The following is a 24486-nucleotide window of genomic DNA, read 5'->3' as shown; positions in this document are numbered from 1 at the left end:
AGACCGGCTAGGCGACAGCACCCCAGCGCTGCAGCAGCTCGTCTTCCTCGTCGGCCGACAGCCCGGCCTTGCGCTGCTCACGGGTGAGACCGAGCTCGCGCTCCCAGCGCAACGACTGCTCGACGAGGTCCAGCAGCGGGCGGTGAGTCAGCCCCGCCGCCACTGCGGCCGAGCCGTCCCGCGCGCTGAAGCCCTGCCAGTCCGGGTCGCCGATCCACAGCGGGACCGACCGCGGCCCCATGTACTCCCCGACCTCCTGCTCCCGCAGCCAGGCCGGCGGCACGAGCTCAACCGCCCCGTCGTACCCGGTCGCGACGCGGCAGGCATCGAGCACCTCGCCGAACGAGTGCCGCGCCCCAGGCGCGTTGAACGTCCCGGTGGTTCCCGCCGAACCCGCGCGCACCAGCCACTCCGCGAGGTCGCGGACGTCGCAGGTCTGGGTCCGCGCCTCGAGCACGTCGGGCACGAGAACTGGGACCGCCCCGGCCGCGGCCCGCGCGAAACGCCCCGGCCAGTAGCCGAACCGGTCGCTCGGGTCGCCGTAGCCACCGATCAACCCGGACCGGGCCACCAGCAGGCGGCCGCCGACGGAGTCCCGGCAGGCGATCTCGCAGGCCACCTTGGCCTCGCCGTACTCCTCCCGGGTCGCGGTGTCGCCCTCCAGCGCGCGCAGCAGCTCGGCGCTCTCGCCGGCGTCCACCTGGCCGTGACTGGCGTACACGGAGCAGGACGACACGTACGCCCAGTGGCCGGCGTGGTCACCGAGCGCGGCGAGCGCCGAGCGCACCATCCCCGGCTGCCACGACACGTCGACCACGGCGTCCCAGTCACTCGTGCGCACCGCGTCGTAGGCGTCGGCGCGGGTCCGGTCCGCGGCGACCCAGGCGACACCGTCGGCGGGTTGTCCCGACTCCCCGCGCGCCAGGCACGTCACCTCGTCACCACGGGAGACCGCCGCCCGGGCCACCTCCCGACCGAGCCACGCCGTCCCACCGAGCACCAGCAGCTTCGTCATGCGGTCAGCAGACCAGGGTCCGCCGGCGGCTGTCACGCCCGGTTCGCCCGCAGCGCAACGGTTGCGCCGTCGGCGAACCCGCCGCAGCGTCGCCCGTGAGCGGTGGCCGCTACCGTCGGCTCCATGGCGACGCCTGCGGTCCAGCTCCGTCCGGCCACCTCGTCCGACACCGGCGAGGTGCTGACACTGCAACGCGCGGCCTTCGTCGCCGAGGCGCAGCTGTACGGCGAGCCCGACATCCAACCCCTGCGGGACACCCCGGACGACGTCCGGCGGGCGATCGGGGACCCACGCACGCACGTCGTGGTCGCCGTCGCCGTCGACGAGACCGAGGGCCGGCCCGGCCGGCTGCTCGGCTCGGCGCGGCTCGTGGTCGACCCCGAGGGCCTGGCCGCCGTCGTCGGGCGCATCGTGGTGGCGCCGGACGTGCAGGGTCGCGGCCTGGGCAGCCTGCTGGTTCAGGCGCTGCACGACCTCGCCGCAGGCCTCGGAGTGCGCCGCTTCGAGCTGTGGACCGGCGGCAGCTCGCAGTCCAACCTGGCGTTCTACCGCCGGCACGGCTACGTGGACCAGGAGACCCGGCAGGACGACCGCGGCATCACGCTGCAGGTGATGCGGCGCGAGGTCCCGGCGGGTTCGACCGAGCCGACGTAGGGTGGGTGAAGGCCCGAGCGCAGGAGGGAGCCCCGTGGACCGACGTATCTTCGGGATCGAGAACGAGTACGGGGTGACGTGCTCGTTCGAAGGTCAGCGCCGCCTGAGCCCCGACGAGGTGGCCCGTTACCTGTTCCGCCGCGTGGTGTCCTGGGGCCGGTCCAGCAACGTCTTCCTGCGCAACGGCGCGCGGCTGTACCTGGACGTCGGCTCGCACCCCGAGTACGCGACACCGGAGTGCGACGACCTGCGCCAGGCCGTGGTGCACGACAAGGCGGGGGAGCGGATCCTCGAGGGCCTGGTCGCCGACGCGCAGCAGCGCCTGAAGGACGAGGGCATCGCCGGCGAGGTCTACCTGTTCAAGAACAACACGGACTCGGCCGGCAACAGCTACGGCTGCCACGAGAACTACCTCGTCTCCCGGCACGGCGACTTCCAGCGCCTGTCGGACGTGCTGATCCCGTTCCTGGTCAGCCGGCAGATCATCTGCGGAGCGGGCAAGGTGCTGCAGACCCCTCGTGGCGCGATCTACTGCGTCAGCCAGCGCGCGGACCACATCTGGGAGGGCGTGTCGAGCGCCACCACCCGCTCGCGTCCGATCATCAACACCCGGGACGAGCCGCACGCGGACGCCGAGCACCACCGTCGCCTGCACGTCATCGTCGGCGACTCCAACATGAGCGAGAGCACGACACTGCTCAAGCTCGGCTCCGCCGACATCGTGCTGCAGATGATCGAGGCCGGCGTCGTCATGCGGGACCTCACGCTGGAGAACCCGATCCGGGCGATCCGCGAGATCAGCCACGACGTCACCGGACGCAAGAAGGTCCGGCTGGCCAACGGCCGAGAGCTCTCCGCGCTGGAGATCCAGACCGAGTACCTGGACCGGGCGCAGGACTTCGTCGACCGCCGCGGCCCCACCAGCCCGTCGCACAAGGCGGTGCTCGAGCTGTGGCGGCGGACGCTGACCGCCGTCGACACGGCCGACCTGTCGCTGATCGATCGCGAGATCGACTGGGCCATCAAGCTGCGCCTGATCGAGCGGTACCAGGCGAAGCACGGGATGGACCTGTCCCACCCCCGGATCGCGCAGCTGGACCTCGCCTACCACGACATCCACCGCCGTCGGGGCCTCTACTACCTGCTGGAGCGCGCGGGCCGGGTGGAGCGGGTCGCCAGCGACATCGAGATCTTCGAGGCCAAGTCGGTGCCGCCGCAGACCACCCGGGCGAAGCTGCGCGGCGACTTCGTCCGCCGGGCGCAGGAGCAGCGCCGTGACTTCACGGTCGACTGGGTGCACCTGAAGCTGAACGACCAGGCGCAGCGCACGGTGCTCTGCAAGGACCCGTTCGCCAGCACGGACGAGCGGGTGGACCGGCTCATCGCGAGCATGTGAGCCCGCGGGTTCTCCACGTTTCGGACACACCGCTCCAAGGGAACTCCCAGGGAGGCGGGTTAGGCTGTCTCGACATCCCCCGACCAAAGGTTCATCCTCGTGCGCCCTGCCCTGCCCCGACTCGCCGCTGCCCTGGCCGTCCCCGCCCTGCTCCTCGCGGGCTGCGCCAGTGCTGACAAGCCGGCCGCTTCGTCGTCCTCCACGGCTGCCCAGGGCACGCCGGCCGCACTGAAGGACGTGACGGTCACCGGCAAGTTCGGCGAGAAGCCGACCGTCAAGCTGGCCTCGACCCCGACGGTGCTCACCCGCACCGGCACCAAGGTCATCTCCGAGGGCACCGGCGCCAAGGTCACCTCCGGGCAGCGGGTCACCGTCGACTACGTCCTGCTGAACGCGAAGGACGGCAAGGAGGCCGACACCTCGTTCGGCAAGACCCCAGCCACCTTCGTGGCGGACCCGCAGCAGCTGATGCCGGGCCTGGCCGTCAGCCTGATCGGGCAGAAGGTCGGCTCGCGCGTCCTGGCCGGTATCGCGCCGCAGGACGGCTTCGCCGACCAGACCAACGCCGAGCTCGGCTTCGCCAAGGAGGACGGCCTGATCTTCGTCCTCGACGTGAAGTCCGCGAGCACCCCGCTGACCAAGCCGACCGGTGACGCCGTCACCCCGCCGGCCGGCCTGCCCACCGTGAAGGACAACGGCGACGGCAAGGCCCCGACCATCACGATGGTCGCCGGCGCGAAGGCCCCGACCAAGACCATCGCTCAGCCGCTCATCAAGGGCAAGGGCGCCGCGGTCAAGGCCGGGCAGACCGTCACCGTCAACTACGTCGGGCAGATCTTCGGCTCCACCAAGGTCTTCGACTCCTCGTTCTCCCGCGGCACCACCGCAGACTTCCCCGTCGGCACCGGCGGCACCATCCCCGGCTTCGACAAGGGCCTCACGGGCCAGACCATCGGCAGCCGCGTCCTCCTGGTCATCCCGCCGGCCGACGGCTACGGCAAGGCCGGCAACGCCAACGCCGGGATCAAGGGCACCGACAGCCTCGTGTTCGTCGTCGACATCCTCGACGCGCACTGACGCAACCACCCGCACGACCCACTCCGACTCGCTCAACGAGAGGACCCGCCATGGCGTTCGACCGCACCAAGCCCGAGATCGAGTTCCCCGGTGACGAGCCGCCGACGGAGCTCGTCCTCGAGGACCAGATCGTCGGCGAGGGCACCGAGGCGGTGGCCGGCAGCACGGTGCTGGCGCACTACGTCGGGGTCGCGCACTCCACCGGCGAGGAGTTCGACGCCTCGTGGAACCGCGGGGAACCACTGCGCTTCCAACTCGGCGTCGGCCAGGTCATCCAGGGCTGGGACCAGGGGCTGCAGGGGATGCGGGTCGGCGGACGCCGGACCATCACGATCCCGCCGCACCTGGGCTACGGCGACCGTGGCGCGGGCGGCGCGATCAAGGGCGGCGAGACGCTGATCTTCGTCGTCGACCTGGTCGACGTCAGCTGACGATCACGAGATGAGGCGTGCCGCGTGCACGCCGGAGGACGCCGCCGCGACGAACGCGGCGGCGTCCTCGTCCAGTCCGCGCCCCATCGTGGACAACCGGACGGGCGCCGCGCGCAACGCCGCGAGCAGCCCGTCGCAGTCGACCTCGACGAGCCGGTGCCGCCCCGTCGGGGCGCCCAGCACCGCGGCCTGCCGCCGGACGCGCTCACCGAGCTCGCCGCCGAGCAGGGGGACGACGACGTCGGACGGCGCGAGCGCCACCCGCCCGTAGGCGGTGAGGCTGTGGTGCGACACCCCGAGGTGCCGCTCCCGCGCGTCCGCCTGGGACACCCGCAGGCTCGCCACCGGTCGCCCGTTGAGGACTGCGGCCGCGTTGACGGCCTCGCCGGCGGCGACCCCGGAGAAGCCCCAGCGCGTCCCGGTGCCGAGGTTGCCAGGCCCCTGGGCGACCACGGCCACATCAGCACCCATCACCAGCCGCGCGGCCAGCAGCCCGGTGTGCACCGTCACGGCCTCGACGTCCCCGCCGAAGGCCTGCCCGACGGACACGCACCCGTCGATCCAACCCGCGGCGCGCAGCTCGTCCACCGTGCGGGAGAACCACGCGGGGAGCGCGCCACCGTCGGTCATCACGTAGGCCACCCGGGCGTGGGGCGCGACCGTGCGCAGCCCGGCGACGACTGCCGGCAGGGCGGAGTGCAGGTCGGCCACGACCACGGGCATCCCGGCGAGGTCGTCCGCGTCGCGGAGCACCTCGTGGTGCGGGGACTCCTGCTCGTCCACGCCCAGGACCATCGCCTGCAGGGGCGTGTACCGCGCCTTCACCAGGTGCCCCGGCTCCGCCTCATCGGCGTCCTCCGCCGTGACCGGCAGGCGACCGGGCACGGCGGCGACCATCGCGAAGCCGCCGGTGCCGAGCCCGCGCTCGAGGGCCGACGTGGTCAGCAGCACCTCGTCGCCGACCTCCGGCTCGCCGACCAGCTCGGGGAAGGCCAGCGCCCGCACCGACGTTGCCGCGTCGTCCACCGCGACCACCAGCTCGACCGTCCCGGTCCACCGCCGAACCACCTCGACGACCGTCCCGCGCCGCCACCGCACCATCGTCACGTGCCGAGGGTAGCCAGACCCCCGTCGTCCGGTACCGTCCGCACCGGGAAGGAGACCATGTCCAGCATCAAGACCGAGCGGTTGCTCAACCTCGTCATCTGCCTGCTGAGCACCGCACGCCCGCTCACCAAGGCGCAGATCCGCCAGGCCGTGCCCCAGTACGCCGGTAACACCTCGACCGAGGCGTTCGAGCGCATGTTCGAGCGCGACAAGGACGAGCTGCGCGAGCTGGGCATCCCGCTGGTCACCAGCAGCGACGACGCGCTCTTCGAGGACGAGATCGGCTACCGGGTGGACCGCGAGGCGTACGCGCTGCCGCAGGTCGTCTTCGAACCGGACGAGCTCGCCGTCCTCGGCCTGGCCTCGCGCGTCTGGCAGCAGGCCAGCCTGGCCGCACCCGCGACCCGCGCCCTGACCAAGCTCACCGCCCTCGGTGCGCCGCAGGACGACGGCTCGCTGATCGGCCTGGAGCCGCGCATCCGCACCGCCGAGCCTGCGTTCGACGCGCTGTGGGGCGCCGTCCGCGACCGCGTCCCGGTCCGGTTCACGTACCGGACCGCCCGGACCGGCGAGGTCGCCGAGCGCCAGGTGGAGCCGTGGGGAGTCACGAGCCGCAACGGCCGCTGGTACCTGACCGGTCACGACCGCTCCCGAGGCGCAGCACGCGTCTACCGGCTGTCGCGCGTCGAGGGCGACGTCGTCCGGATCGGCGAGCCGGGGGAGTACGAGGTACCGGCCGACCACGTGCCGCGCGTCATGGTCGGCGAGAGCGTGCAGGACCGCCCGCTGGAGCTCGCTCAGGTGCGGGCCCGGTCGACGGCCGCGCAGTCGCTGCGCCGCCGCGCGAAGTCCATCGCGCCTGGGAACGACGGCTGGGACGTCGTGGAGGTCGAGTTCGGGGACGTCGAGTCGCTGGCCGAGGAGCTCGTCGGCCTGGGCGCCGGGGTGCTGGCCATCGAACCGGACGAGCTGCGCGCGTCGGTGGTGCGCCGGTTGCGAGCGGTGGCGGAGGTGTCCGGGTGAGCGAGTCCGCGACCGAGCGGCTGTCCCGGCTGCTCGCGATGGTGCCGTGGCTGCTCGCGCACCAGGGGGTACCGCTGGCCGACGCCGCCGCCGAGTTCGGCGTCGACGAGCGCCAGCTGGTGAAGGACCTCGAGCTGCTCTTCGTGTGCGGCCTGCCCGGTCACCTGCCCGACGACCTCATCGAGGCCGACTGGGAGGAGGGCTTCGTCTACCTCGGCAACGCCGACGCGATCTCGCGACCGCTGCGGCTCGGCGTGGACGAGGCGCTGGCCCTCATCGTCGGCCTGCGCACCCTGATGGACGTGCCCGGCGTCGGCGACCGCGACGCGGTGCGGCGCGCCCTGGTCAAGCTGGAGGCCGCGGCCGGCGCGGCCGGCCAGCCCGCCGGATCGGTCCGGGTCGACCTGGGCCAGGTCGCGGACGCCGACGTGCTGACCACCGCCGAGGACGCCCTGCGGCTGCGCCGCCGGCTGCACCTCGGCTACCTGGTGCCGCACCGGGACGAGACCACCGAGCGCGACGTGGACCCGATGCGGGTGCTGCACGTCGACGGCCGCTGGTACCTGGAGGGCTGGTGCCACCGCGCCGAGGGGGTGCGGCTGTTCCGGCTGGACCGGGTCGTCAGCGCGCGGATCCTGGACGTCGACGGCACCCCGCCCGCCGAGGCGCAGGGCCGCGACCTGGACGGGGACCTGTTCGCCCCCGGCCCGGACGACCACGTGGTCACCCTCGCGCTGCGCCCGTCCGCCCGCTGGGTCGTCGACTACTACCCGGTGGACCGGGTGACCGAGACGAGCGACGGCGACCTGGTGGTCACGCTGCGCACCGGCGACCTGGCGTGGCTACGCCAGCTCGCGCTGCGGCTCGGCGGCAGCGGACGGATCGTCGACCCACCCGAGCTGGCGGACGACGTCCGCCGCGTCGCGGCCGCCGCACTCGAGGGCTACGGCGAACGCGACAGTTAAGTTCGGCCAGCACGGTGCCGATCCAGTGGTTGTAGGCGCGACGGGGCCCCAACGGGGGCTCCTGAGCGACACCACCGGTCGGGATGCTGGGCATCCCGCTCTCCCTGTGAAGGAGGCGGACGAGATGGCGACGATCAAGGCGTCCTGCCCCAGCTGTGGCGACGTGGAGCTCACGGCCGCCCAGGTCCGACTCGTGGTGTGCACCGTCGCCGACTGGTCGTACTACTCCTTCACCTGCGACCAGTGCAGCGACGAGGTCCGCAAGCCGGCCGGCAGCGAGGTCGTCAGCCTGCTGCGCACCGGCGGCGTCAAGGTGGAGCGCTGGACCGTCCCGGCCGAGGCCATGGAGGAGCACGAAGGTGCTCCGATCGGGTACGACGACGTCCTGGACTTCGCGCTGTGGCTCGAGCGGGCCAACGACCCGGTGGCGGCGCTGACCGCGCTGCGTCCGGGCCCCCGCGTCGCGCGTCGCTGACTCCGGACCGGAACCCGATCGCGGACCGCCCACTCGTGACCCCTTAGGGTGACGGCGTGTGGTGGTGGATCCTGATCTGGGCGTTGCTGCTCCTCGGAGCCGCCGCAGTGCTCGGCCTGCTCGTCTGGAAGTCCGTGATCAAGCGCGGCATCGCCCTCGGGCGCCAGCTGGGCGAGAGCAGCGACCTGGTCAGCCGGGCGCTGGAGCCGGTGTCCGAGCCGTACCGTCCCGACCCGTCTGTCCTGGTCGATCCGAACGCCACGCCCGACGCGCCACGTAACGGATCGGGCAGTCAGGGTCGCGTTCGCCGTTGAAGACGTAGAGTGGACCCACTGAGTTCTCTGAAGGGATACCCATGCGCGCTCTCGAGCCGTGGCACCTCATCGTGCTGCTGGTCGTCGTCCTCATCCTGTTCGGTGGCAAGCGCCTCCCGGACGCGGCGCGTGGGCTCGGTCGGTCCATGCGGATCTTCAAGTCCGAGGTCAAGCAGATGCACGACGACGACACCCCGGCCAAGCCCACCTCGCCCGTCGAGGGGCGCATCGTCGAGCCGCCTGCCCCTCCCCGTGCGACCCCGCCCGCGGACGTCCGCACGGGTGAGCAGCGCGACTCCAGCGCCTAGGCACCACCGCTGACTACGACCGAGAGTCCGGTGAACCGCCGCGGCCGTGATCCCGAAGGCCGGATGGCGCTTCGCGAGCACCTGCGCGAACTGCGTTCCCGGCTCTTCAAGTGCGCGATCGCGGTGGTGGTCTGCGGCATCGCGGGCTGGTTCCTGTCCGACTGGTTCTACGAGGCGCTGCTGCGCCCCATCGTCGCCAGCCAGGAGGCCAACGGCGTCCCGACGACGATCAACTTCGCCGACCCGCTGTCGGCCTTCAACCAGCGCGTGCAGATCAGCATCATCATCGGGCTCATCCTGGCCTCCCCGGTCTGGCTCTACCAGCTGTGGGCGTTCATCACCCCGGGCCTGACCCGCAAGGAGCGGCGGTACTCGATCGGGTTCGTCGCGGCCGCGCTGCCGTTGTTCCTGGCGGGCGGCACGCTGGCCTGGTGGGTGCTGCCCAAGGCCATGGAGTTCCTGAACTCGTTCGTCCCGGAGGGCGGGTCGAACTTCATCACGGCCAACGTGTACTTCGCGTTCGTCATCCGCATCGTGCTCGCCTTCGGCATCGCGTTCGTCGTCCCGGTGGTGCTGGTCGCCCTCAACATGGTGGGTCTGCTCAAGGGCCGCACCCTGCTCCGGCACTGGCGGATCACCGTGTTCACCTGCTTCCTGTTCGCGGCCATCGCGACGCCCACCCCCGAAGCGACCTCGATGTGCATCCTGGCCGGCTCCATGTGCCTGCTGTTCGGCATCGCCATCGCCATCTGCCTGCTCCTGGACCGTCGCCGCGCCCGCAACCAGGACGAGCCCGACTACGAGTCCATCCCCGACGACGAGGCCAGCAGCCTGTGACCGCGCCGACTCCCGTCGGCCAGCGGCGGGTTGCGATCGCCGTCAACCCGACGGCCGGCAAGGGCCGTGCTCGCGCCCTCGGCGTGCGCACCGGTGAGCTGCTCCTGGCAGCCGGCATCGAGGTCTTGGACGTGACGAGCGAGTCGGCCGCCGAGGCTGCCGACCGGGCCGCCAGCGCGGTCGCCTCGGGTATCGACGCCCTCGTCGTCGTCGGCGGTGACGGCATGGTGAACCTCGGCGTCAACGCCTGTGCGGGCACCGACACCCCGCTCGGCATCGTCGCTGCCGGCACCGGGAACGACATCGCCGGCTCGCTGGGGCTGCCGGTGCACGACATCCCCGCCGCGGTGCAGACGATCACGGGCGCCCACGTGCGTCGCATCGACGCGGCCCGCCGGGTGGACGCCGCGGGCCAGCTCGGCCCGGGGGACGGCCCGCAGTGGTTCGCCGGGGTGCTCTGCGGTGGGTTCGACGCCGTCGTCAACGAGCGCGCGAACGGCTGGGCCTGGCCGCGGGGCAAGATGCGCTACAACCTGGCCATCGCCCGCGAGCTGCCGCTGTTCAAGCCACTGAAGTACGAGATCGAGCTGGACGGCGAGCTGTGGAACACCGAGGCGATGCTGGTCGCGCTCGGCAACGGCCCCAGCTACGGGGGCGGCATGCACATCACCCCGGACGCCGACTACGACGACGGGCTGCTCGACGTGCTCGTCGTCGGACCGATCTCGGTGCTGGAGCTGCTGAAGGTCTTCCCGAAGGTGTTCAAGGGGACGCACACCTCGCACCCGGCGGTGACCATCAAGCGGGCCCGGCGGGTGCGCCTCAACACCGACGGGATCGTCGCCTACGCGGACGGCGAGCGCTTCGGCCCGCTGCCCATGGAGCTCGAGGTCGTGCCCCGCAGCCTGGGCGTGCTGGTCCCGTCGGTCGTAGCCTGATCGCGTGCCCACCCCCGCGGAGCAGTACGCGGCTGCCCGGCTGCGCCAGGCCGACGACCGCAGCGAGCTCGGCCGGTTCCGCGAACGCGTCGGCTTCGAGCTGGACGACTTCCAGCTCCGCTCCTGCCGCGCGCTGGAGGCCGGCCGTGGGGTGCTGGTCGCCGCCCCGACCGGCGCGGGCAAGACCATCGTCGGTGAGTTCGCCGTCCACCTGGCCCTGGCCGCCGGTCGCAAGGCGTTCTACACCACGCCCATCAAGGCGCTCTCGAACCAGAAGTACGCCGAGCTGGTGGCGGTGCACGGTAGTGACCGGGTCGGCCTGCTGACCGGCGACACGACCGTCAACGGCGAGGCGGACGTCGTCGTGATGACGACCGAGGTGCTGCGCAACATGCTCTACGCGGGCTCCCCGACGCTGGCCGGGCTGGGTTTCGTGGTGATGGACGAGGTGCACTACCTCGCCGACCGGTTCCGTGGCGCGGTCTGGGAGGAGGTGATCATCCACCTGCCGGACGACGTCCGACTCGTGTCGCTGTCAGCCACGGTCAGCAACGCCGAGGAGTTCGGCGCGTGGCTGGACACCGTGCGGGGCGACACCGAGGTCGTGGTCGAGGAGCACCGGCCGGTCCCGCTGTACCAGCACGTGCTGGTAGGCAACCGCATGCACGACCTGTTCGTGGACGGCGGGGAGTCGACCCGGGTGAACCCGGACCTCCTGCAGCTGGCACGCAACGAGGAGCGCTACGAGCGCAACGCACCCGCCGGGCGCGGTGGCCGCGGCAAGTCGGCCCAGCGGCACCAGCCGCGGCACCACATCGGCCGGCACGGGGTGCCGCGCCGCTCGGACGTCGTCACCCAGCTCGAGCGGGCCGGGCTGCTGCCGGCCATCACGTTCATCTTCAGCCGCGCCGGGTGCGACGCGGCGGTGAAGCAGTGCCTGGACGCGGGGATCCGGCTCACCACTCCCGACGAGGCGGACCGGATCCGGGACTTCGCCGAGGAGCACACCGCGGACATCCCGCCCGCCGACCTCGACGTGCTGGGGTACTGGGCGTGGCTGGACGGGCTGACCCGCGGCGTCGCCGCCCACCACGCCGGCCTGCTGCCCTCGTTCAAGGAGGTCGTGGAGCAGCTGTTCGCGGCCGGGCTCGTGCGCTGCGTGTTCGCCACCGAGACGCTGGCGCTGGGGATCAACATGCCGGCGCGGACCGTCGTGCTGGAGAAGCTGGTCAAGTGGAACGGTGAGACGCACGCCGACATCACGCCGGGGGAGTTCACCCAGCTGACCGGACGGGCGGGGCGGCGAGGCATCGACGTCGAGGGGCACGCGGTCGTCCTGTGGCACCCGAACCTCGACCCTCGCTCGGTCGCGGGTCTGGCCTCGACCCGCACGTACCCGCTCCGGTCCAGCTTCAGCCCGACGTACAACATGGCCGTGAACCTGGTCGCGCAGGTCGGTCAGCAGCGGGCGCGCGAGGTCCTGGAGACCTCGTTCGCGCAGTTCCAGGCGGACCGGGCGGTGGTCGGCCTGGCTCGTCAGGTGCGCACCCACGAGGAGGCGCTGGACGGCTACGCCGCGTCGATGACCTGCCACCTCGGGGACTTCGCCGAGTACGCCGGTCTGCGGCGGGCGATCAAGGACCGCGAGGCCGAGCTGTCCCGGACCCGGCAGAGCGGCCAGCGTGCGGCGACCGCGCAGAGCCTCGAGACGGTCCGCACCGGGGACGTCCTGCGCGTCCCCGGCGGGCGTCGCGCCGGCTACGTCGTGGTGGTCGAGCCGGACCGTTCGCCGGGCCTGGACGGTCCCAAGCCCTACGTGCTCGGGCAGGACCGGCAGGTGCGCCGGCTGACGCTCGCCGAGCTCACGGCACCCGTCGAGCAGGTGACGTCGGTGCGGCTGCCGAAGGGGTTCAACGCCCGCAGCCCGCAGTCGCGGCGGGACCTGGCCTCGACCCTGCGCACCGCCGTCCCGCACGACCCACCACGCAGCCGCAAGCGCGGGGCGGCCGACGGTGCCCCCGGCGAGGACGAGCGCCTGGTCGAGCTGCGGCGAGCGATGCGCGCGCACCCCTGCCACCAGTGCCCGGAGCGCGAGGACCACGCCCGCTGGGGCGAGCGGTGGGCGCGGCTGCGCAAGGAGACGGACGGGCTGCTCAAGCGGATCGACGGGCGGACCAGCTCGGTCGCGCGCACGTTCGACCGGGTCTGCGGCGTGCTGTCCGAGCTCGGCTACCTGGACGAGCACGCGCAGGTCACGCCGGACGGCGAGCGCCTGCGCCGGCTGTACAGCGAGCACGACCTGCTGGTTGCGGAGTGCCTGCGTAGTGGTGCGTGGCGTGGACTGGACGGGCCGGGTCTGGCCGCGGTGCTGTCGGCTCTGGTGTACGAGGCCCGGCGCGACGACGCGCGCCTGCCCCAGCCGCCTCCGGGTGCCGTCGGCGACGCGCTCGACGCCACCTGGCGGGAGTGGACGCGGCTGGACGCGATCGAGCGCGAGCACCGCCTGTCCACGATGCGCCAGCCCGACCCGGGTCTGGCGCCGGCGATGCTCCGGTGGGCCCGGGGGCAAAGCCTCGATGCGGTCCTGCGCGACGGTGACCTGGCCGCGGGCGACTTCGTGCGGCGGTGCAAGCAGCTCGTCGACCTGCTCGGTCAGCTGCTCGGCGCCAGCGACGACCCCGGGACGCGCAAGGCTGCCCGGCAGGCGGTGGACGGCGTCCTGCGCGGCGTGGTCGCCCACTCCATCCCGGGCTAGCTGCCTGACCCAGCCGACCCGGCGCGCCGGTACTCGATCCGCCACCGGTCGCCGAGCTCCTCGACGCGCTGCACGCGGACGTCGTCCACGGCGAACTGCTCCATGACGTCCCGGGTGAGCGAGAACGGAGGGCCGTCCGCCGGGTCGGCCCCCTCGGTAGGTCGGAAGGCGACGGCGAGCAGGGTGCCGCCGGGCGCCAGCAGAGCGCTGATGGCCCGGATGGCCGCGGACCGCGGCGGATCCGGCAACGCCTGCACCGTGAAGATCTCGACGACGAGGTCGAACGCGCCGTCCCACTGCGGCGGCAGGTCCAGCAGGTCGGCGACGCGGTAGTCCACGGCGCTGCCGGGATTCCGCTCGGCCGCGAGGCGTACCGCAGTGGGGGCGATGTCGAACGCCGTGGTGACGTACCCGAGCCGCGCGAGGTACTCCGCGTCCGCGCCGAGCCCGCAGCCCACCACGATGGCGGTGCGGCCCTGCCCGACGAGCTCGCCGGCGTCGGCCCACTCGCGCAGCAGCGGGTAGGGCGCGTCCCGATTCCACGGCATGGAGACCGCGCCCTGCTCGCCCTCGGCGTAGAGCTGGTCGAACCAGGCCGTGGGCTCGCCGGCGGCGATCGCGGCGGTCGCGAGCTCGTCGCCGCGCAGGTCCCAGTCGCGGGCCACGTCGCTCACTCCCCGGTCCAGCCGAGGGAGTGCAGCACCCGCTCGACGCTGCTGGACAGGCCCCAGCGGTGGGCCAGGTCGAGCAGGGCCGCGGGGTCGGCCGGCTCCCGGGGGAGCGTGTCGTCGAGCTCGGGGATGGGGATGTCGCGGACGACGTCCACCACCTGGGCGGCGACGTCGAGGTAGTCCCGGGCCGCCAGCAGCTTCGTCCGGCTGTTGCCGAGGACGTCCTGGTCGTCGTCCGCGAGCGCCCGCAGGAGTCCGTCGTAGTCGCCCGCGCGCCCGAGCAGAGCCGCGGCCGTCTTCTCGCCGATGCCCGGGACGCCAGGCAGGCCGTCGCTGGGGTCCCCGCGCAGGGCGGCCATGCCGGCGTAGGCGCGGCCGCCGTGGATGCCGTACTTCTCGAAGAGCCGGGCCTCGTCGACGACGTCGAGGTTCCGCACGCCACCCTTGGCCGTGTAGAGCACGCGGACCTGGCGGGCGTCGTCGACGAGCTGGAAGAGGTCGCGGTCGCCGGTGACGACGTCCACCGCCTGGCCCGCTGCGGCGCCGCGTTCGCTGAGGGTGCCGATCACGTCGTCCGCCTCGAAGCCGGGGTGACCGACGCGCGCGATGCCGAACGCGGCCAGGACGTCGACGATGATCGGCACCTGGGCCTCGAGCAGGTCGGGCGTCTCCTCGACGTCGGGCGTGCCCTTCGGCCGCGGCGCCGCGACGCGGTGCGCCTTGTACGACGGGATGGCGTCGACCCGGAACTGCGGCCGCCAGTCGTCGTCCCAGCAGGCCACGAGATGGGTGGGCTGCTGGCCGTTGACCAGCATCGCGATCGAGTCCAGGAAGCCGCGAACCGCATTGACCGGCGTCCCGTCCGGTGCCTTCACCGAGTCGGGTACGCCGAAGAACGCACGGAAGTACAGGGAGGCGGAGTCGAGCAGCATGAGGCGATCGGGCATGCGGGCCAGCATGGCAGCCGGCAGGGACAGCCGGGTCGGGAGCGCCGTCGAGGTTCGGCACGAGGCGCTAGAATTACTCGGACGTCCAACTATCTCTGCCGAACCGGAGCACCTGGTGACCACCGTCGAGCGTGACCTGCCCACCGACGAGGCGCACGACCTGCTGGAGCTCGTCCGCGACATCGCTCGTCAGCGGTTGGTGCCGCAGGTGGACGACTACGAGGACAAGGGCACGTTCCCACGTGAGGTCTTCACCGAGATCGGTCGCGCCGGCCTGCTGTCGCTGCCCTACCCGGAGGAGTTCGGCGGGGGGGCCCAGCCGTACACGGTCTACCTGCAGGTCCTCGAGGAGCTCTCGGCCGCCTGGGGTGCGGTGGGTCTGGGGGCCAGCGTGCACACGCTGTCGTGCTACCCGGTGGCGCAGTTCGGTTCCGACGCCCAGCGTGAGCGGTGGCTGCCGGGGATGCTGTCCGGCGAGCAGCTCGGCGCGTACTGCCTGAGCGAGCCGACCTCCGGGTCGGACGCGGCCGCCCTGCGGACCCGCGCGGTGCTGTCGGCGGACGGGGCGACGTACGACGTGACGGGGACGAAGGCGTGGATCACCCACGGCGGGGTCGCCGACTTCTACAACCTCATGGTGCGCACCGCCGACACCGGACCGCACGGCATCTCGTGCCTGCTGGCGGACGCCGACACCCCGGGGCTGTCGGCCGCGCCGCCCGAGCGCAAGATGGGCTACCGGTCCTCGCAGACGGCGCAGATCCTGCTGGACGGCGCCACCGTGGACTCCGGCCGTCGCATCGGCGAGGAGGGGCAGGGCTTCACGATCGCGCTGTCCGCGCTGGACTCCGGCCGGCTGGGTATCGCCGCCTGCGCGGTGGGCATCGCGCAGGCCGCACTGGAGTCCGCGGTCGCGTACGCCAAGGAGCGCCAGCAGTTCGGGCAGCGGATCATCGACTTCCAGGGCCTGTCGTTCATGCTCGCGGACATGGCCACCCAGGTGGCCGCGGCCCGCGAGCTCTACCTGGCGGCGGCCCGTCGACGCGACGCCGGGCAGTCGTTCAGCGTGCAGGCCGCCATGGCCAAGCTGTTCGCCACCGACACCTGCATGAAGGTGACCACGGACGCCGTCCAGGTGCTCGGCGGCGCCGGGTACGTCCGGGACTTCCCGGTGGAGCGGTGGTTCCGCGAGGCGAAGGTCCTGCAGATCGTGGAGGGCACCAACCAGGTGCAGCGCCTGGTCATCGGTCGCCACCTCGCCAAGCACTGATCCGCCCGCACCGACCGATAGGCTCCGCGGGTGGAGGACACCGACCGGGAGATCGTCCGGCTGCTCGCGCACGACGGACGGATGAGCTACACCGACCTGGCGAAGGCGACGGGCTTGTCGACGTCCGCGGTGCACCAACGGGTGCGGCGCCTCGAGCAGCGCGGCGTGATCACCGGGTACGCGGCCCAGGTGTCGTCCGACGCGATCGGCCTCCCGCTGACCGCTTTCATCTCGGTGACGCCGTTGGACCCGGGCGCCCCGGACGACGCGCCGCAGCGGCTGGCTGGCATGACCGAGATCGAGGCGTGCCACTCGGTCGCGGGGGAGGAGTCGTACATCCTCAAGGTGCGGGTGGGTTCGCCCGGCGACCTCGAGGACCTGCTGGCCCGGATCCGGGCGGCCGCGAACGTGCGGACGCGCACGACCGTCGTCCTGTCCACGCCGTACGAGTCGCGGCCCCCGGCCGTCTGACCGCCCGCCCACCCGCACGTCCGCCCCTCAAGCCGGTTACCTGCTCGGGAGACCGGCCCGAGTGGCGGAAAGCGGGGCTGAGTGGCGGAAGCGGGTCGTCAGGCGTGGATGGCGTGGCTGGCGACCTCTTCGTGCTGCGCGGCGGCGGCGACCCGGCTGGCCTCGGCGGCGGCGACGGCGTCCGCGTGGGCGGAGTCGCTGTCCCCGTGCTCCCGCCACCACGCCTGGCCGGCCTCGGGGAGCGTGTAGATCGGGTCGTAGTAGACGTACTCGCGGCTGAGCGCCTCGGCGTCCTCGGTCTCGATCGACGTCCGGTAGTTCTTCGTCCAGTACGAGATGCCGCGCTCGGTGTCGTAGGTGTGCACCTGGTGCACCCAGCGCTTGCCGACGAACGGCACGTCGCAGACGATGCGCGGCGTCGCGAACCCGGGCAGGTAGCCCATCAGCGAGTGCTGCAGGTGCTGGGCCTCGCCCAGCGACATCCGCCAGTGCTCGCTGAACGGGATCATGTCGCACATGTAGAAGTAGTACGGCGTGATGCTGGCCTCGTCCTGCAGGGCGAAGCACAGGTCGAGCAGCTGGGACGTCGTGTCGTTCACGCCGCGCATCAGCACGCCCTGGTTGCGGACGTCGCGCACACCGGCGTCCAGCATGGCCCGGGACGCCGCAGCCACCGCCGGGGTGACGGACTGCGCGTTGTTGACGTGGGTGTGGATCGCCAGGCTGACGCCGCGCTCGCGCGCGGTGGCCGCGACCCGGCCCACTCCCTCGACGACGTCGTCGGCCAGCCAGTGCTGCGGCAGGCCCATCAGCGCCTTGGTGGCCAGCCGGATGTCGCGGATGTTGTCGATCTCGAGCAGCCGGTTGAGGTAGGCCTCGAGGTTCTTCCACGGCATGTTGGCGACGTCGCCGCCGCTGACCACGACGTCGCGCACGGACGGCGTGCGGCGCAGGTAGTCGATCATCGCGTCGTAGCGGTCGACCGGCTTCAGGTCGAACTTCAGCTTGGGCACGACCGGCGTGGAGTTGCCGACCAGGTCCATCCGGGTGCAGTGCCCGCAGTACTGCGGGCAGGTGGGCAGCAGCTCGGCGAGCACCTTGGTGGGGTAGCGGTGGGTCAGCCCCTCGGCCACCCACATGTCGTGCTCGTGCAGCGAGTCGCGGGTGGCGAACGGGTGCGAGGGCCAGTCCGTCCGGCGGTCGCTGAACACCGGCAGCATGTACCGGCGCACCGGGTCGGCGTAGAACGCCTCGGTGAACGCCTCGCCGGCTGCGGGCATCACGCCGTCGTCGAACACCCCGGTGGCCGGCACCATCGTGTTCATCATCTGCGGCGGGACCAGCATCGACATCGTGGCCCGCTCGGCCTGGTCCCGCTCCAGGTCGGCGTAGAACCGCTCGTCGAGCAGGTCACCCATCAGGGCGCGCAGCTGCTTGACGTTCTTGACGCAGTTCGCGCGCTGCCACTGGGCGCTGGCCCACTGCTCGGCGGTGACGTCGCGCCAACCCGGCAGGCGGGCCCAGTCGGGCTCCACGAGCTCGCGGCGGCGGTAGGCGTAGGGCTGCTCGATCTTCTGGCTCACACCTGGCAGAGTACGGGAAGATATCCTGAGAATCGAACACATCGCCGCAACTTCTTGCGCCACACGGCACTGCAGAGGAGAACAGAGCGTGACCGAGTCCGCGCCCACCACCCCGTCGTCGCCCGTCGGCCTGCACCGCGTGCTGGAGCCGGCTGGCGTGCTCCCGCAGGGCGCCCGCCGCCTCGACGCCCGGCGCCAGCTCTGGCCGGACGAGGTGCGGATCAGCCTGGACACGCTGAACCTGGACGCCGCGTCCTACCGCCAGCTGGCCGGCACGCACACCCGCGAGGACGGCACCGTGGACGGCGCGGCCGTCCGGGCGGCCGTGCTGGACATCGTCGCCGAGCGCGGCAAGATGCAGAACCCGGTCACCGGGTCCGGCGGCATGCTCATCGGCACCGTGGACGAGGTCGGCCCGGACAGCCCGCTCGGCCTCGTCGCCGGGGACCAGGTGGCCACCCTCGTCTCGCTCTCGCTCACCCCGCTGCAGATCGACGACGCCCTGGCCGGCTGGGACGGGCTCAGCGAGCAGGTACCCGCGGCCGGCCACGCCATCCTGTTCGGCCGCTCGATCGCCGCCACCCTGCCGGCCGACCTCGACCCCGGGCTGGCCCTGATGGTGATGGACGTCTGCGGCGCACCCGCACTGGTCGCCCGGGTCGTCGGGCAGTACGTCGAGCGGGGGAGCGCGCCGACCGTGGCCGTGATCGGGGGCGCCGGCAAGTCCGGCTCGCTGTCCTTGTCGGCGGCGCGCGATTCCGGCGCCGCCGCCACCGTCGGTGTCGTCCCCGTCGAGCGGGAGCGCCAGACCCTCACCGCCAGCGGGCTCGCGGACCACGTCGCGCTCGCCGACGCCCGCGACCCGGTGGCGCTGAGCAGCGCTGTCGAGCAGGCCCTGGGCCGCGCCGCCGACGTCACCGTCGTCTGCGTGGACGTGCCGGGGTGCGAGCACGGCGCCGTCCTGGCCACCGCCGAGGGCGGCACGGTCATCTTCTTCTCGATGGCCACGTCGTTCAGCGCGGCGGCGCTCGGCGCCGAGGGGCTGGCCGCCGACGTCACGATGCTGGTGGGCAACGGCTACGTGCCGGGCCACGCCGCGTACGCGCTGGACCTGATCCGGCGCGACCCGGCGGTCCGCGACCTCTTCGAGGGACGCCTCGCCGCCGAGCGGCAGCACTGACCCGACAGACTGGCCTGGTGAGCGACCAGCCGGAGAGCAAGCCCCGAGCCGTCCTGTACCGCGGCGGCGACGTCTACACCCCAGCCGACCCCTTCGCGACGGCGATGCTCGTCGTGGGCGACACCATCGCCTGGGTGGGGTCGGACGACGCGGCGGCCGGGCACGCCACGTCCGCCGACGAGGTGGTGGAGCTCGACGGCGCACTCGTCACCCCGGCGTTCGTGGACGGGCACGCGCACGTCACCGAGACCGGACTCGCGCTGACCGGGCTCGACCTGCACGACGCCACGTCGCTGGCCGACGTCCTGCGCCGGGTCGAGGACGCCGCCCGACGAGGTGGCGGCCGACCGATCCTCGGCACGGGCTGGGACGAAGGGGACTGGCCGGAGGGCCGCGCCCCGACCCGGGCCGAGCTCGACCGGGCCTCCTACGGCGGGGCCGTCTACCTCGCCCGGGTGGACGTGCACTCTGCGGTGGTCTCCAGCAACCTCGCCGCCCAGGCCGGGCTGCGCGGGCTCGACGGCTGGGACGACGACGGCCGGGTCGAGCGCGAGGCCCACCACGCCGCCCGGGACGCGACGCGCGCCGCCATCTCACCGGGCCAGCGGGAGGACCTGCAGCGCACGGCACTGCAGGCGGCGGCCGCCGTCGGCATCGGTTCGCTGCACGAGATGTCCGCACCGCACATCGGGACCGAGGACGACCTGCGCGGGGTGGTCGCGCTGAGCGCGGCCGAGGACCTGCCGCACGTCCTGGCCTACCGCGGCCACCTGGTCGCCACGGCCGACGAGGCGCGGGACGTCGCGTCCGCGCTCGACCTGCCGGCCGGCGTGCTGCGCGGGCTGGCCGGCGACCTGTGCGCCGACGGCTCGGTCGGTTCCCGCACGGCGAGCCTGCGCGAGGACTACCGCGACCAGCCCGGCCACCGCGGCAACGGCTACCTCGACGTCGAGCAGGTCCGCGACCACGTCGTCGCGTGCACCCAGGCGGGGCTGCAGGCCGGCTTCCACGTGATCGGTGACGCCGCTGTCGATGTCGTCGTGCGCGGCCTGCAGGCCGCGGAGCAGGTCGTCGGCGGCCCCGCCCTGCGCCGAGCTCGGCACCGTCTCGAGCACATCGAGATGCCGGACAGCGGCGCGATCGCCGCCCTGTCGGCACTCGGTGTGCACGCGAGCGTGCAGCCCGTCTTCGATGCCTGGTGGGGCGGCCCGGACGGCATGTACGCCCAGCGCGTGGGGCGTGAGAGAGCCAGCCGGATGAACCCCTTTGCCCCGCTCGCTGCGGCGGGCGTGCCGCTCGCGCTCGGCTCCGACTCACCAGTCACCCCGTTCGACCCGTGGGCGGCCGTCCGCGCGTGCGCGTTCCACCAGGAGCCGGACCACCGCATCAGTGCGCGCGCCGCCTTCCTCGCGCACACCCGCGGTGCCTGGCGGGCCGCCGGGCTGGACGACCGTGGCGTCCTGTCGCCCGGCGCCCTGGCCAGCTACGCGATCTGGACCGCGGGTGACCTGGTCGTCCAGGCGCCGGACGACCGCATCCAGGCCTGGAGCACCGACCCCCGGTCCGGCACCCAGGGTCTGCCGGACCTCACCCCCGGCCTCGAGCTGCCGCGGTGCCTGCGGACGGTCGTGGCCGGACGCACGGTGCACCAGGTCTGACCCTGCTCGCCGCCGGCCTCAGCGGCGGTCGGCCAGCAGGTCGTCCGGCGCGAACACCCGGACGATGCCCGTGGTGGCCAGGTGCGCGGGCCAGCGCCGGGTCAGGTCGGTGTCGTCACGAAGGAATCGGCCCCAGGCCCGGTCCCCGGAGGTCATGACGGCATCACCCGGCCGGGTCAGGAGCACGGCCACCGAGTCGATGTCGGTCGTCGCGCGCAGCTCGGCGACGATGTGGTCCAGGCTGGCGCCCAGGGCCGGCTCCGGCTGGTCGGGGATGTCGTCGATCGGCACCAGCGTGGGCGCCGGTATCCCGTCAGCGTCGAAGAAGCCCAGCCAGAGGCTGCGCCGGCCGAAGCCGTCGGGACCCATCAGGCACTGCCAGTGCTCGAGCAGGTCGGCGTCGGACTGGACGGCGAGGTCAAGGGGCGAGATCGGTGTCATGCCCCAATTCTGGCGAGAATCCCCGAACGGGCGTTGACGTTGTCCACAGGCCTGGCGTTCGGCCGTTCTTGCGGTGATCGTGCTCTGTCACCGAAGAATCATCGTGCAGACTGCTAATCTCACGGAGTGTCTTCACGTCAGAACCCGGTCCTCGAACTCGACCCCCAGGTCGTCCGAACCGCTCGCCGGCTAGCCAAGAAGGCCGGCGCCCCCGTGGTCAAGCTGGCCCGCACCCACACCACCGTCTCGGTCGAGCGTGCGCTGCTGCGCATGTCCGGCCTGTCCGGTGCCGATGCCGAGCGGGTCCCTTGGGTGAACCACCTGGTCGACGCCGTCCGCGCCGACGTCGGGATCGAGCACGGGGTGGCACTGCCGGTGTGGGACGCCCTGCTGCGCGGTGACGCACCAGACCTGCTGACGCTCGCGCAGAAGGCGAGCAGCGGCGCCGTGAGCTTCCGGCTGCCCGAGGGCCGCGACGCCCAGCGCGCCGGCACCGCGGCCCGCAAGGCCGCCGGGTCCGGCGTCCGGACGATCGACAGGCGACGGGTCGAGCGCGACCGGCTGATCAGCCGCCTGGGCGACGCTCCCCGCCGTCCCTGGATCTACCTGATCGTGGCCACGGGGGACATCTACGAGGACATCCCGCAGGCCCAGGCGGCGGCCCGCGAGGGCGCCGACGTCATCGCCGTGATCCGGTCGACCGGTCAGAGCCTGCTCGACTACGTCCCCGAGGGCGCCACCCGCGAGGGCTACGCCGGTACCTACGCGACGCAGGAGAACTTCCGCCTGATGCGGGCGGCGCTGGACGACGTCGGCAAGGAGCTCGGACGGTACGTGCGGCTGACGAACTACGCCAGCGGCCTGTGCATGCCCGAGATCGCCACCCTGGCCGGTCTCGAGCGGCTGGACATGATGCTCAACGACTCCATGTACGGGATCCTCTTCCGCGACATCAACCCGATCCGCACGTTCGTGGACCAGCGGTTCAGCCGGCAGGTGCATGCCCGCGCCGGGATCATCATCAACACGGGCGAGGACAACTACCTGACCACGGCGGACGCGGTCGAGGCTGCGCACACGGTCACCGTGAGCCAGCTGATGAACGAGTTCTTCGCCAAGGAGGCCGGCCTGCAGGACTGGCAGCTCGGCCTCGGGCACGCGTTCGAGATCAACCCCGAGGTGCCGGAGTCGTTCCGGCTGGAGCTCGCGCACGCCCTGCTGGCTCGCACGCTCTTCCCGCAGGCGCCGCTGAAGTGGATGCCGCCGACCAAGCACATGACCGGCGACGTGTTCCGCGGCTACCTGCTCGACGGCTTCTTCAACCTGGTCGGCGCGATGACCGGCCAGGGCATCCTGCTCGTCGGGATGATGACCGAGGCCGTCGTCACGCCGTTCCTGTCCGACCGCGACCTGGCGCTGCAGAACGTGCGGTACGTGATGGAGGCCGCCGGCGGCCTCACCGAGGACTTCCACCCGCCGCGCGACGGGTTCATCCAGACCCGGGCCCGGCAGGTGCTCTCGGAGGCGGTCGAGCTGCTGGACCGCATCGTGGACGACACGATGCTCGAGGCCATCGCCGACGGGACCTTCGGGCTGATGAAGCGCCCGGCGGACGCCGGCAAGGGCCTGGAGGGCGTGGCCAAGCGGGCGCCGGGCTACCTCAACCCGGCGATCGACCTGCTCGAGGAAGGGGCCACCCGATGAGCGCGCCCGGCACCGCACCGAAGATCGTGCGCCCCTACGGCGACACCACGGGCGACGGCATGGTGCAGATGTCGTTCACCCTGCCGCTGCCGCACGACAAGCGCGCTGAGGGCGCCGCCCTGCAGCTGGCCGCCAAGATGGGCATGGACCCGGCGCTGCTGGTGCACGCCAAGGCGATGGGCCCGGACTTCACCTTCTTCGTCGTGTACGGCGCGGTGAACCACCTGGTCGACGTGTCGGCCGTGCGGGTCCTCGAGCGCGAGTACCCGCTGCTGTCGGCCAAGGAGGTCAACGGGGCGATCAAGTCACGGCTGCGTCGCCGGCTCGTGGTGGTCGGCGCGTGCATCGGCACCGATGCGCACACGGTCGGGATCGACGCCATCCTCAACATCAAGGGGTTCGCGGGGGAGAAGGGCCTGGAGTACTACCGGGAGATCACCGTGGTCAACCTCGGCGCCCAGGTGCTCGTACCGGACCTCGTCGAGCGAGCGAGGGCCGAGAAGGCCGACGCCGTCCTGGTCTCCCAGGTCGTCACCCAGCGCGACGCCCACCTGCACAACACCACGGAGATGTCAGCGGCCTTCCGCGAGGCCTACCCGGCCGGCAAGCGACCCCTGCTGGTGGTCGGCGGCCCGCGCTTCGACGAGCACGCCACCGATCGGCTCGGGGTGGACCGGGTCTTCGGCAAGGGCACGACGCCCGGCGAGGTGGCCTCCTACCTCGTGCACGCCCTGATCCCGCCCCGCGAGAGGAAGTCCGCATGAGCGAGCGCACCGACCAGCGCGACCACACGGGTCTGGTGGTCACCCACCGGCGGTACGTGCCGTACTCGCACGCGCACTACGCCGGCAACCTGGTGGACGGGGCGTACTCGCTCGCCGCGTTCGGTGACGTGGCCACCGAGGTGTGCATCCGCACCGACGGCGACGAGGGCCTCTTCGCCTCCTACTCGGACGTCCAGTTCCACGCGCCGGTCCGGGCCGGCGACGTCCTGGAGATCGACGCACGCGTCGTACGGGTCGGGCGGCGCAGCCGCGAGCTGGCGTTCGAGGTGCGGGTGGTGTGCCGCGGACGAGCCGACCTGGCGGAGTCCGCCGCCGAGGTGCTGGACCCGCCGATCGTCGCGACGACCGCGACCGGCACCGTCGTCGTCCCGGCACCGACCGAGGGCTGACGACGGAGGGCTGACGACGGACCCTCGGCGTGTCGCGCGGGACACGCCGAGTCGCCGAAAGAATCCAGGTGAACGCCGGATGACGAGCGAAA

At 72.5% G+C, this 24486-nt stretch carries 25 protein-coding genes; 19 read left to right on the top strand and 6 right to left on the bottom strand.

The window, feature by feature from the left end:
• Positions 1-7: 7 nt before the first annotated feature.
• Positions 8-1015 (bottom strand): NAD-dependent epimerase/dehydratase family protein, encoded by a 1008-nt coding sequence (locus ABEB17_RS11630; RefSeq protein ID WP_345716858.1) that lies wholly within the window; start codon positions 1013-1015, stop codon positions 8-10.
• Between the two features lie 123 nt (positions 1016-1138).
• On the opposite strand from ABEB17_RS11630, the gene ABEB17_RS11625 reads away from it, so the two are divergent.
• The 4 genes from ABEB17_RS11625 to ABEB17_RS11610 all read left to right on the top strand — a co-directional run bounded on the left by ABEB17_RS11625 (position 1139) and on the right by ABEB17_RS11610 (position 4573).
• The gene (locus ABEB17_RS11625; RefSeq protein WP_345716857.1) at positions 1139-1669 is read left to right on the top strand and encodes a GNAT family N-acetyltransferase; all 531 of its coding nucleotides are present in this window, start codon (positions 1139-1141) and stop codon (positions 1667-1669) included.
• Positions 1670-1703: 34 nt separating this feature from the next.
• On the top strand, positions 1704-3065 hold the full coding sequence (gene pafA, locus ABEB17_RS11620; protein ID WP_345716856.1) for a Pup--protein ligase: 1362 nt from the start codon (positions 1704-1706) through the stop codon (positions 3063-3065).
• A 99-nt stretch (positions 3066-3164) separates the two neighbouring features.
• Positions 3165-4142, top strand: coding sequence for an FKBP-type peptidyl-prolyl cis-trans isomerase (locus tag ABEB17_RS11615; RefSeq protein ID WP_345716855.1), 978 nt, complete (start codon positions 3165-3167; stop codon positions 4140-4142).
• Positions 4143-4192: 50 nt separating this feature from the next.
• The gene (locus tag ABEB17_RS11610; protein ID WP_345716854.1) at positions 4193-4573 is read left to right on the top strand and encodes an FKBP-type peptidyl-prolyl cis-trans isomerase; all 381 of its coding nucleotides are present in this window, start codon (positions 4193-4195) and stop codon (positions 4571-4573) included.
• 3 nt (positions 4574-4576) lie between these two features.
• Here the strand turns inward: ABEB17_RS11610 and ABEB17_RS11605 are convergent, their stop codons facing one another.
• Positions 4577-5674, bottom strand: a complete 1098-nt coding sequence (locus ABEB17_RS11605; RefSeq protein WP_345717336.1) for a DUF3866 family protein — start codon at positions 5672-5674, stop codon at positions 4577-4579.
• A gap of 63 nt (positions 5675-5737) precedes the next feature.
• Between ABEB17_RS11605 and ABEB17_RS11600 the strand changes: the two genes are divergently transcribed.
• From ABEB17_RS11600 to ABEB17_RS11565, 8 genes are all read left to right on the top strand, one after another.
• Positions 5738-6703 carry a helix-turn-helix transcriptional regulator gene (locus ABEB17_RS11600; protein WP_345716853.1) on the top strand — a complete coding sequence of 322 codons (966 nt, stop codon included), beginning with the start codon at positions 5738-5740 and terminating at the stop codon, positions 6701-6703.
• The gene (locus ABEB17_RS11595; protein WP_345716852.1) at positions 6700-7668 is read left to right on the top strand and encodes a helix-turn-helix transcriptional regulator; all 969 of its coding nucleotides are present in this window, start codon (positions 6700-6702) and stop codon (positions 7666-7668) included. Before ABEB17_RS11600 ends, ABEB17_RS11595 begins: the two co-directional genes overlap by 4 nt.
• 106 nt (positions 7669-7774) lie before the next feature.
• A complete protein-coding gene (locus ABEB17_RS11590) occupies positions 7775-8143 on the top strand; it encodes a hypothetical protein (protein WP_345716851.1) in 369 nt (122 codons plus the stop codon).
• 56 nt (positions 8144-8199) lie between these two features.
• The gene (locus ABEB17_RS11585) at positions 8200-8457 is read left to right on the top strand and encodes a hypothetical protein (RefSeq protein WP_345716850.1); all 258 of its coding nucleotides are present in this window, start codon (positions 8200-8202) and stop codon (positions 8455-8457) included.
• 41 nt (positions 8458-8498) lie between these two features.
• Positions 8499-8765: a Sec-independent protein translocase subunit TatA gene (gene tatA / locus ABEB17_RS11580; protein WP_345716849.1), complete on the top strand. Its 267-nt coding sequence runs from the start codon at positions 8499-8501 to the stop codon at positions 8763-8765.
• Positions 8766-8828: 63 nt separating this feature from the next.
• Positions 8829-9602, top strand: coding sequence for a twin-arginine translocase subunit TatC (gene tatC, locus ABEB17_RS11575; RefSeq protein WP_345716848.1), 774 nt, complete (start codon positions 8829-8831; stop codon positions 9600-9602).
• On the top strand, positions 9599-10540 hold the full coding sequence (locus ABEB17_RS11570) for a diacylglycerol/lipid kinase family protein (protein WP_345716847.1): 942 nt from the start codon (positions 9599-9601) through the stop codon (positions 10538-10540). Before tatC ends, ABEB17_RS11570 begins: the two co-directional genes overlap by 4 nt.
• 4 nt (positions 10541-10544) lie before the next feature.
• A complete protein-coding gene (locus ABEB17_RS11565; protein ID WP_345716846.1) occupies positions 10545-13295 on the top strand; it encodes a DEAD/DEAH box helicase in 2751 nt (916 codons plus the stop codon).
• Here ABEB17_RS11565 and ABEB17_RS11560 read toward each other — a convergent pair.
• Together ABEB17_RS11560 and ABEB17_RS11555 are read right to left on the bottom strand one after the other, a co-directional pair.
• Positions 13292-13969, bottom strand: a complete 678-nt coding sequence (locus tag ABEB17_RS11560) for a class I SAM-dependent methyltransferase (protein ID WP_345716845.1) — start codon at positions 13967-13969, stop codon at positions 13292-13294. The two genes, ABEB17_RS11565 and ABEB17_RS11560, sit on opposite strands and share 4 nt — an antisense overlap.
• Positions 13966-14913, bottom strand: coding sequence for a 5'-3' exonuclease (locus ABEB17_RS11555; RefSeq protein WP_345716844.1), 948 nt, complete (start codon positions 14911-14913; stop codon positions 13966-13968). Before ABEB17_RS11555 ends, ABEB17_RS11560 begins: the two co-directional genes overlap by 4 nt.
• A gap of 115 nt (positions 14914-15028) precedes the next feature.
• Between ABEB17_RS11555 and ABEB17_RS11550 the strand changes: the two genes are divergently transcribed.
• Both ABEB17_RS11550 and ABEB17_RS11545 read left to right on the top strand, forming a co-directional pair.
• Entirely contained in the window at positions 15029-16183 is a 1155-nt protein-coding gene (locus ABEB17_RS11550) for an acyl-CoA dehydrogenase family protein (RefSeq protein ID WP_345716843.1), read from the top strand.
• Positions 16184-16213: 30 nt separating this feature from the next.
• Entirely contained in the window at positions 16214-16654 is a 441-nt protein-coding gene (locus tag ABEB17_RS11545) for an Lrp/AsnC family transcriptional regulator (RefSeq protein WP_345716842.1), read from the top strand.
• A 98-nt stretch (positions 16655-16752) separates the two neighbouring features.
• Here the strand turns inward: ABEB17_RS11545 and ABEB17_RS11540 are convergent, their stop codons facing one another.
• Entirely contained in the window at positions 16753-18237 is a 1485-nt protein-coding gene (locus ABEB17_RS11540; protein ID WP_345716841.1) for a KamA family radical SAM protein, read from the bottom strand.
• A gap of 88 nt (positions 18238-18325) precedes the next feature.
• Between ABEB17_RS11540 and kdd the strand changes: the two genes are divergently transcribed.
• Both kdd and ABEB17_RS11530 read left to right on the top strand, forming a co-directional pair.
• Positions 18326-19417 (top strand): L-erythro-3,5-diaminohexanoate dehydrogenase, encoded by a 1092-nt coding sequence (kdd, locus tag ABEB17_RS11535; RefSeq protein WP_345716840.1) that lies wholly within the window; start codon positions 18326-18328, stop codon positions 19415-19417.
• A 17-nt stretch (positions 19418-19434) separates the two neighbouring features.
• Entirely contained in the window at positions 19435-21075 is a 1641-nt protein-coding gene (locus ABEB17_RS11530; RefSeq protein WP_345716839.1) for an amidohydrolase, read from the top strand.
• Positions 21076-21093: 18 nt separating this feature from the next.
• Here the strand turns inward: ABEB17_RS11530 and ABEB17_RS11525 are convergent, their stop codons facing one another.
• Entirely contained in the window at positions 21094-21516 is a 423-nt protein-coding gene (locus ABEB17_RS11525; protein WP_345716838.1) for a hypothetical protein, read from the bottom strand.
• A gap of 126 nt (positions 21517-21642) precedes the next feature.
• On the opposite strand from ABEB17_RS11525, the gene kamD reads away from it, so the two are divergent.
• Genes kamD through kal form a run of 3 tightly spaced genes read left to right on the top strand, consistent with a single transcriptional unit; the run spans position 21643 to position 24394 of the window.
• The gene (gene kamD, locus ABEB17_RS11520; protein WP_345716837.1) at positions 21643-23220 is read left to right on the top strand and encodes a lysine 5,6-aminomutase subunit alpha; all 1578 of its coding nucleotides are present in this window, start codon (positions 21643-21645) and stop codon (positions 23218-23220) included.
• On the top strand, positions 23217-23984 hold the full coding sequence (gene kamE, locus ABEB17_RS11515) for a lysine 5,6-aminomutase subunit beta (protein WP_345716836.1): 768 nt from the start codon (positions 23217-23219) through the stop codon (positions 23982-23984). The genes kamD and kamE overlap by 4 nt, the downstream gene beginning before the upstream one ends.
• Positions 23981-24394: a 3-aminobutyryl-CoA ammonia lyase gene (gene kal / locus ABEB17_RS11510; protein ID WP_345716835.1), complete on the top strand. Its 414-nt coding sequence runs from the start codon at positions 23981-23983 to the stop codon at positions 24392-24394. Before kamE ends, kal begins: the two co-directional genes overlap by 4 nt.
• The last annotated feature ends 92 nt before the right edge of the window (positions 24395-24486 follow it).

Source organism: Angustibacter luteus, from assembly GCF_039541115.1.
GTDB classification, from domain to species: Bacteria; Actinomycetota; Actinomycetes; order Actinomycetales; family Angustibacteraceae; genus Angustibacter; species Angustibacter luteus.
Note: the sequence above shows the minus strand (reverse complement) of the source record. Positions and strands in the feature narration are given on the sequence as shown.

Bases quoted from the DNA above. Each gene is read 5' to 3' on its own strand.
- ABEB17_RS11630 (WP_345716858.1), bottom strand. From the start codon at position 1,015: ATGACGAAGCTGCTGGTGCTCGGTGGGACGGCGTGGCTCGGTCGGGAG.
- ABEB17_RS11625 (WP_345716857.1), top strand. From the start codon at position 1,139: ATGGCGACGCCTGCGGTCCAGCTCCGTCCGGCCACCTCGTCCGACACC.
- ABEB17_RS11610 (WP_345716854.1), top strand. From the start codon at position 4,193: ATGGCGTTCGACCGCACCAAGCCCGAGATCGAGTTCCCCGGTGACGAG.
- ABEB17_RS11605 (WP_345717336.1), bottom strand. From the start codon at position 5,674: ATGGTGCGGTGGCGGCGCGGGACGGTCGTCGAGGTGGTTCGGCGGTGG.
- ABEB17_RS11600 (WP_345716853.1), top strand. From the start codon at position 5,738: ATGTCCAGCATCAAGACCGAGCGGTTGCTCAACCTCGTCATCTGCCTG.
- tatA (WP_345716849.1), top strand. From the start codon at position 8,499: ATGCGCGCTCTCGAGCCGTGGCACCTCATCGTGCTGCTGGTCGTCGTC.
- tatC (WP_345716848.1), top strand. From the start codon at position 8,829: ATGGCGCTTCGCGAGCACCTGCGCGAACTGCGTTCCCGGCTCTTCAAG.
- ABEB17_RS11555 (WP_345716844.1), bottom strand. From the start codon at position 14,913: ATGCCCGATCGCCTCATGCTGCTCGACTCCGCCTCCCTGTACTTCCGT.
- ABEB17_RS11525 (WP_345716838.1), bottom strand. From the start codon at position 21,516: ATGACACCGATCTCGCCCCTTGACCTCGCCGTCCAGTCCGACGCCGAC.
- kamE (WP_345716836.1), top strand. From the start codon at position 23,217: ATGAGCGCGCCCGGCACCGCACCGAAGATCGTGCGCCCCTACGGCGAC.
- kal (WP_345716835.1), top strand. From the start codon at position 23,981: ATGAGCGAGCGCACCGACCAGCGCGACCACACGGGTCTGGTGGTCACC.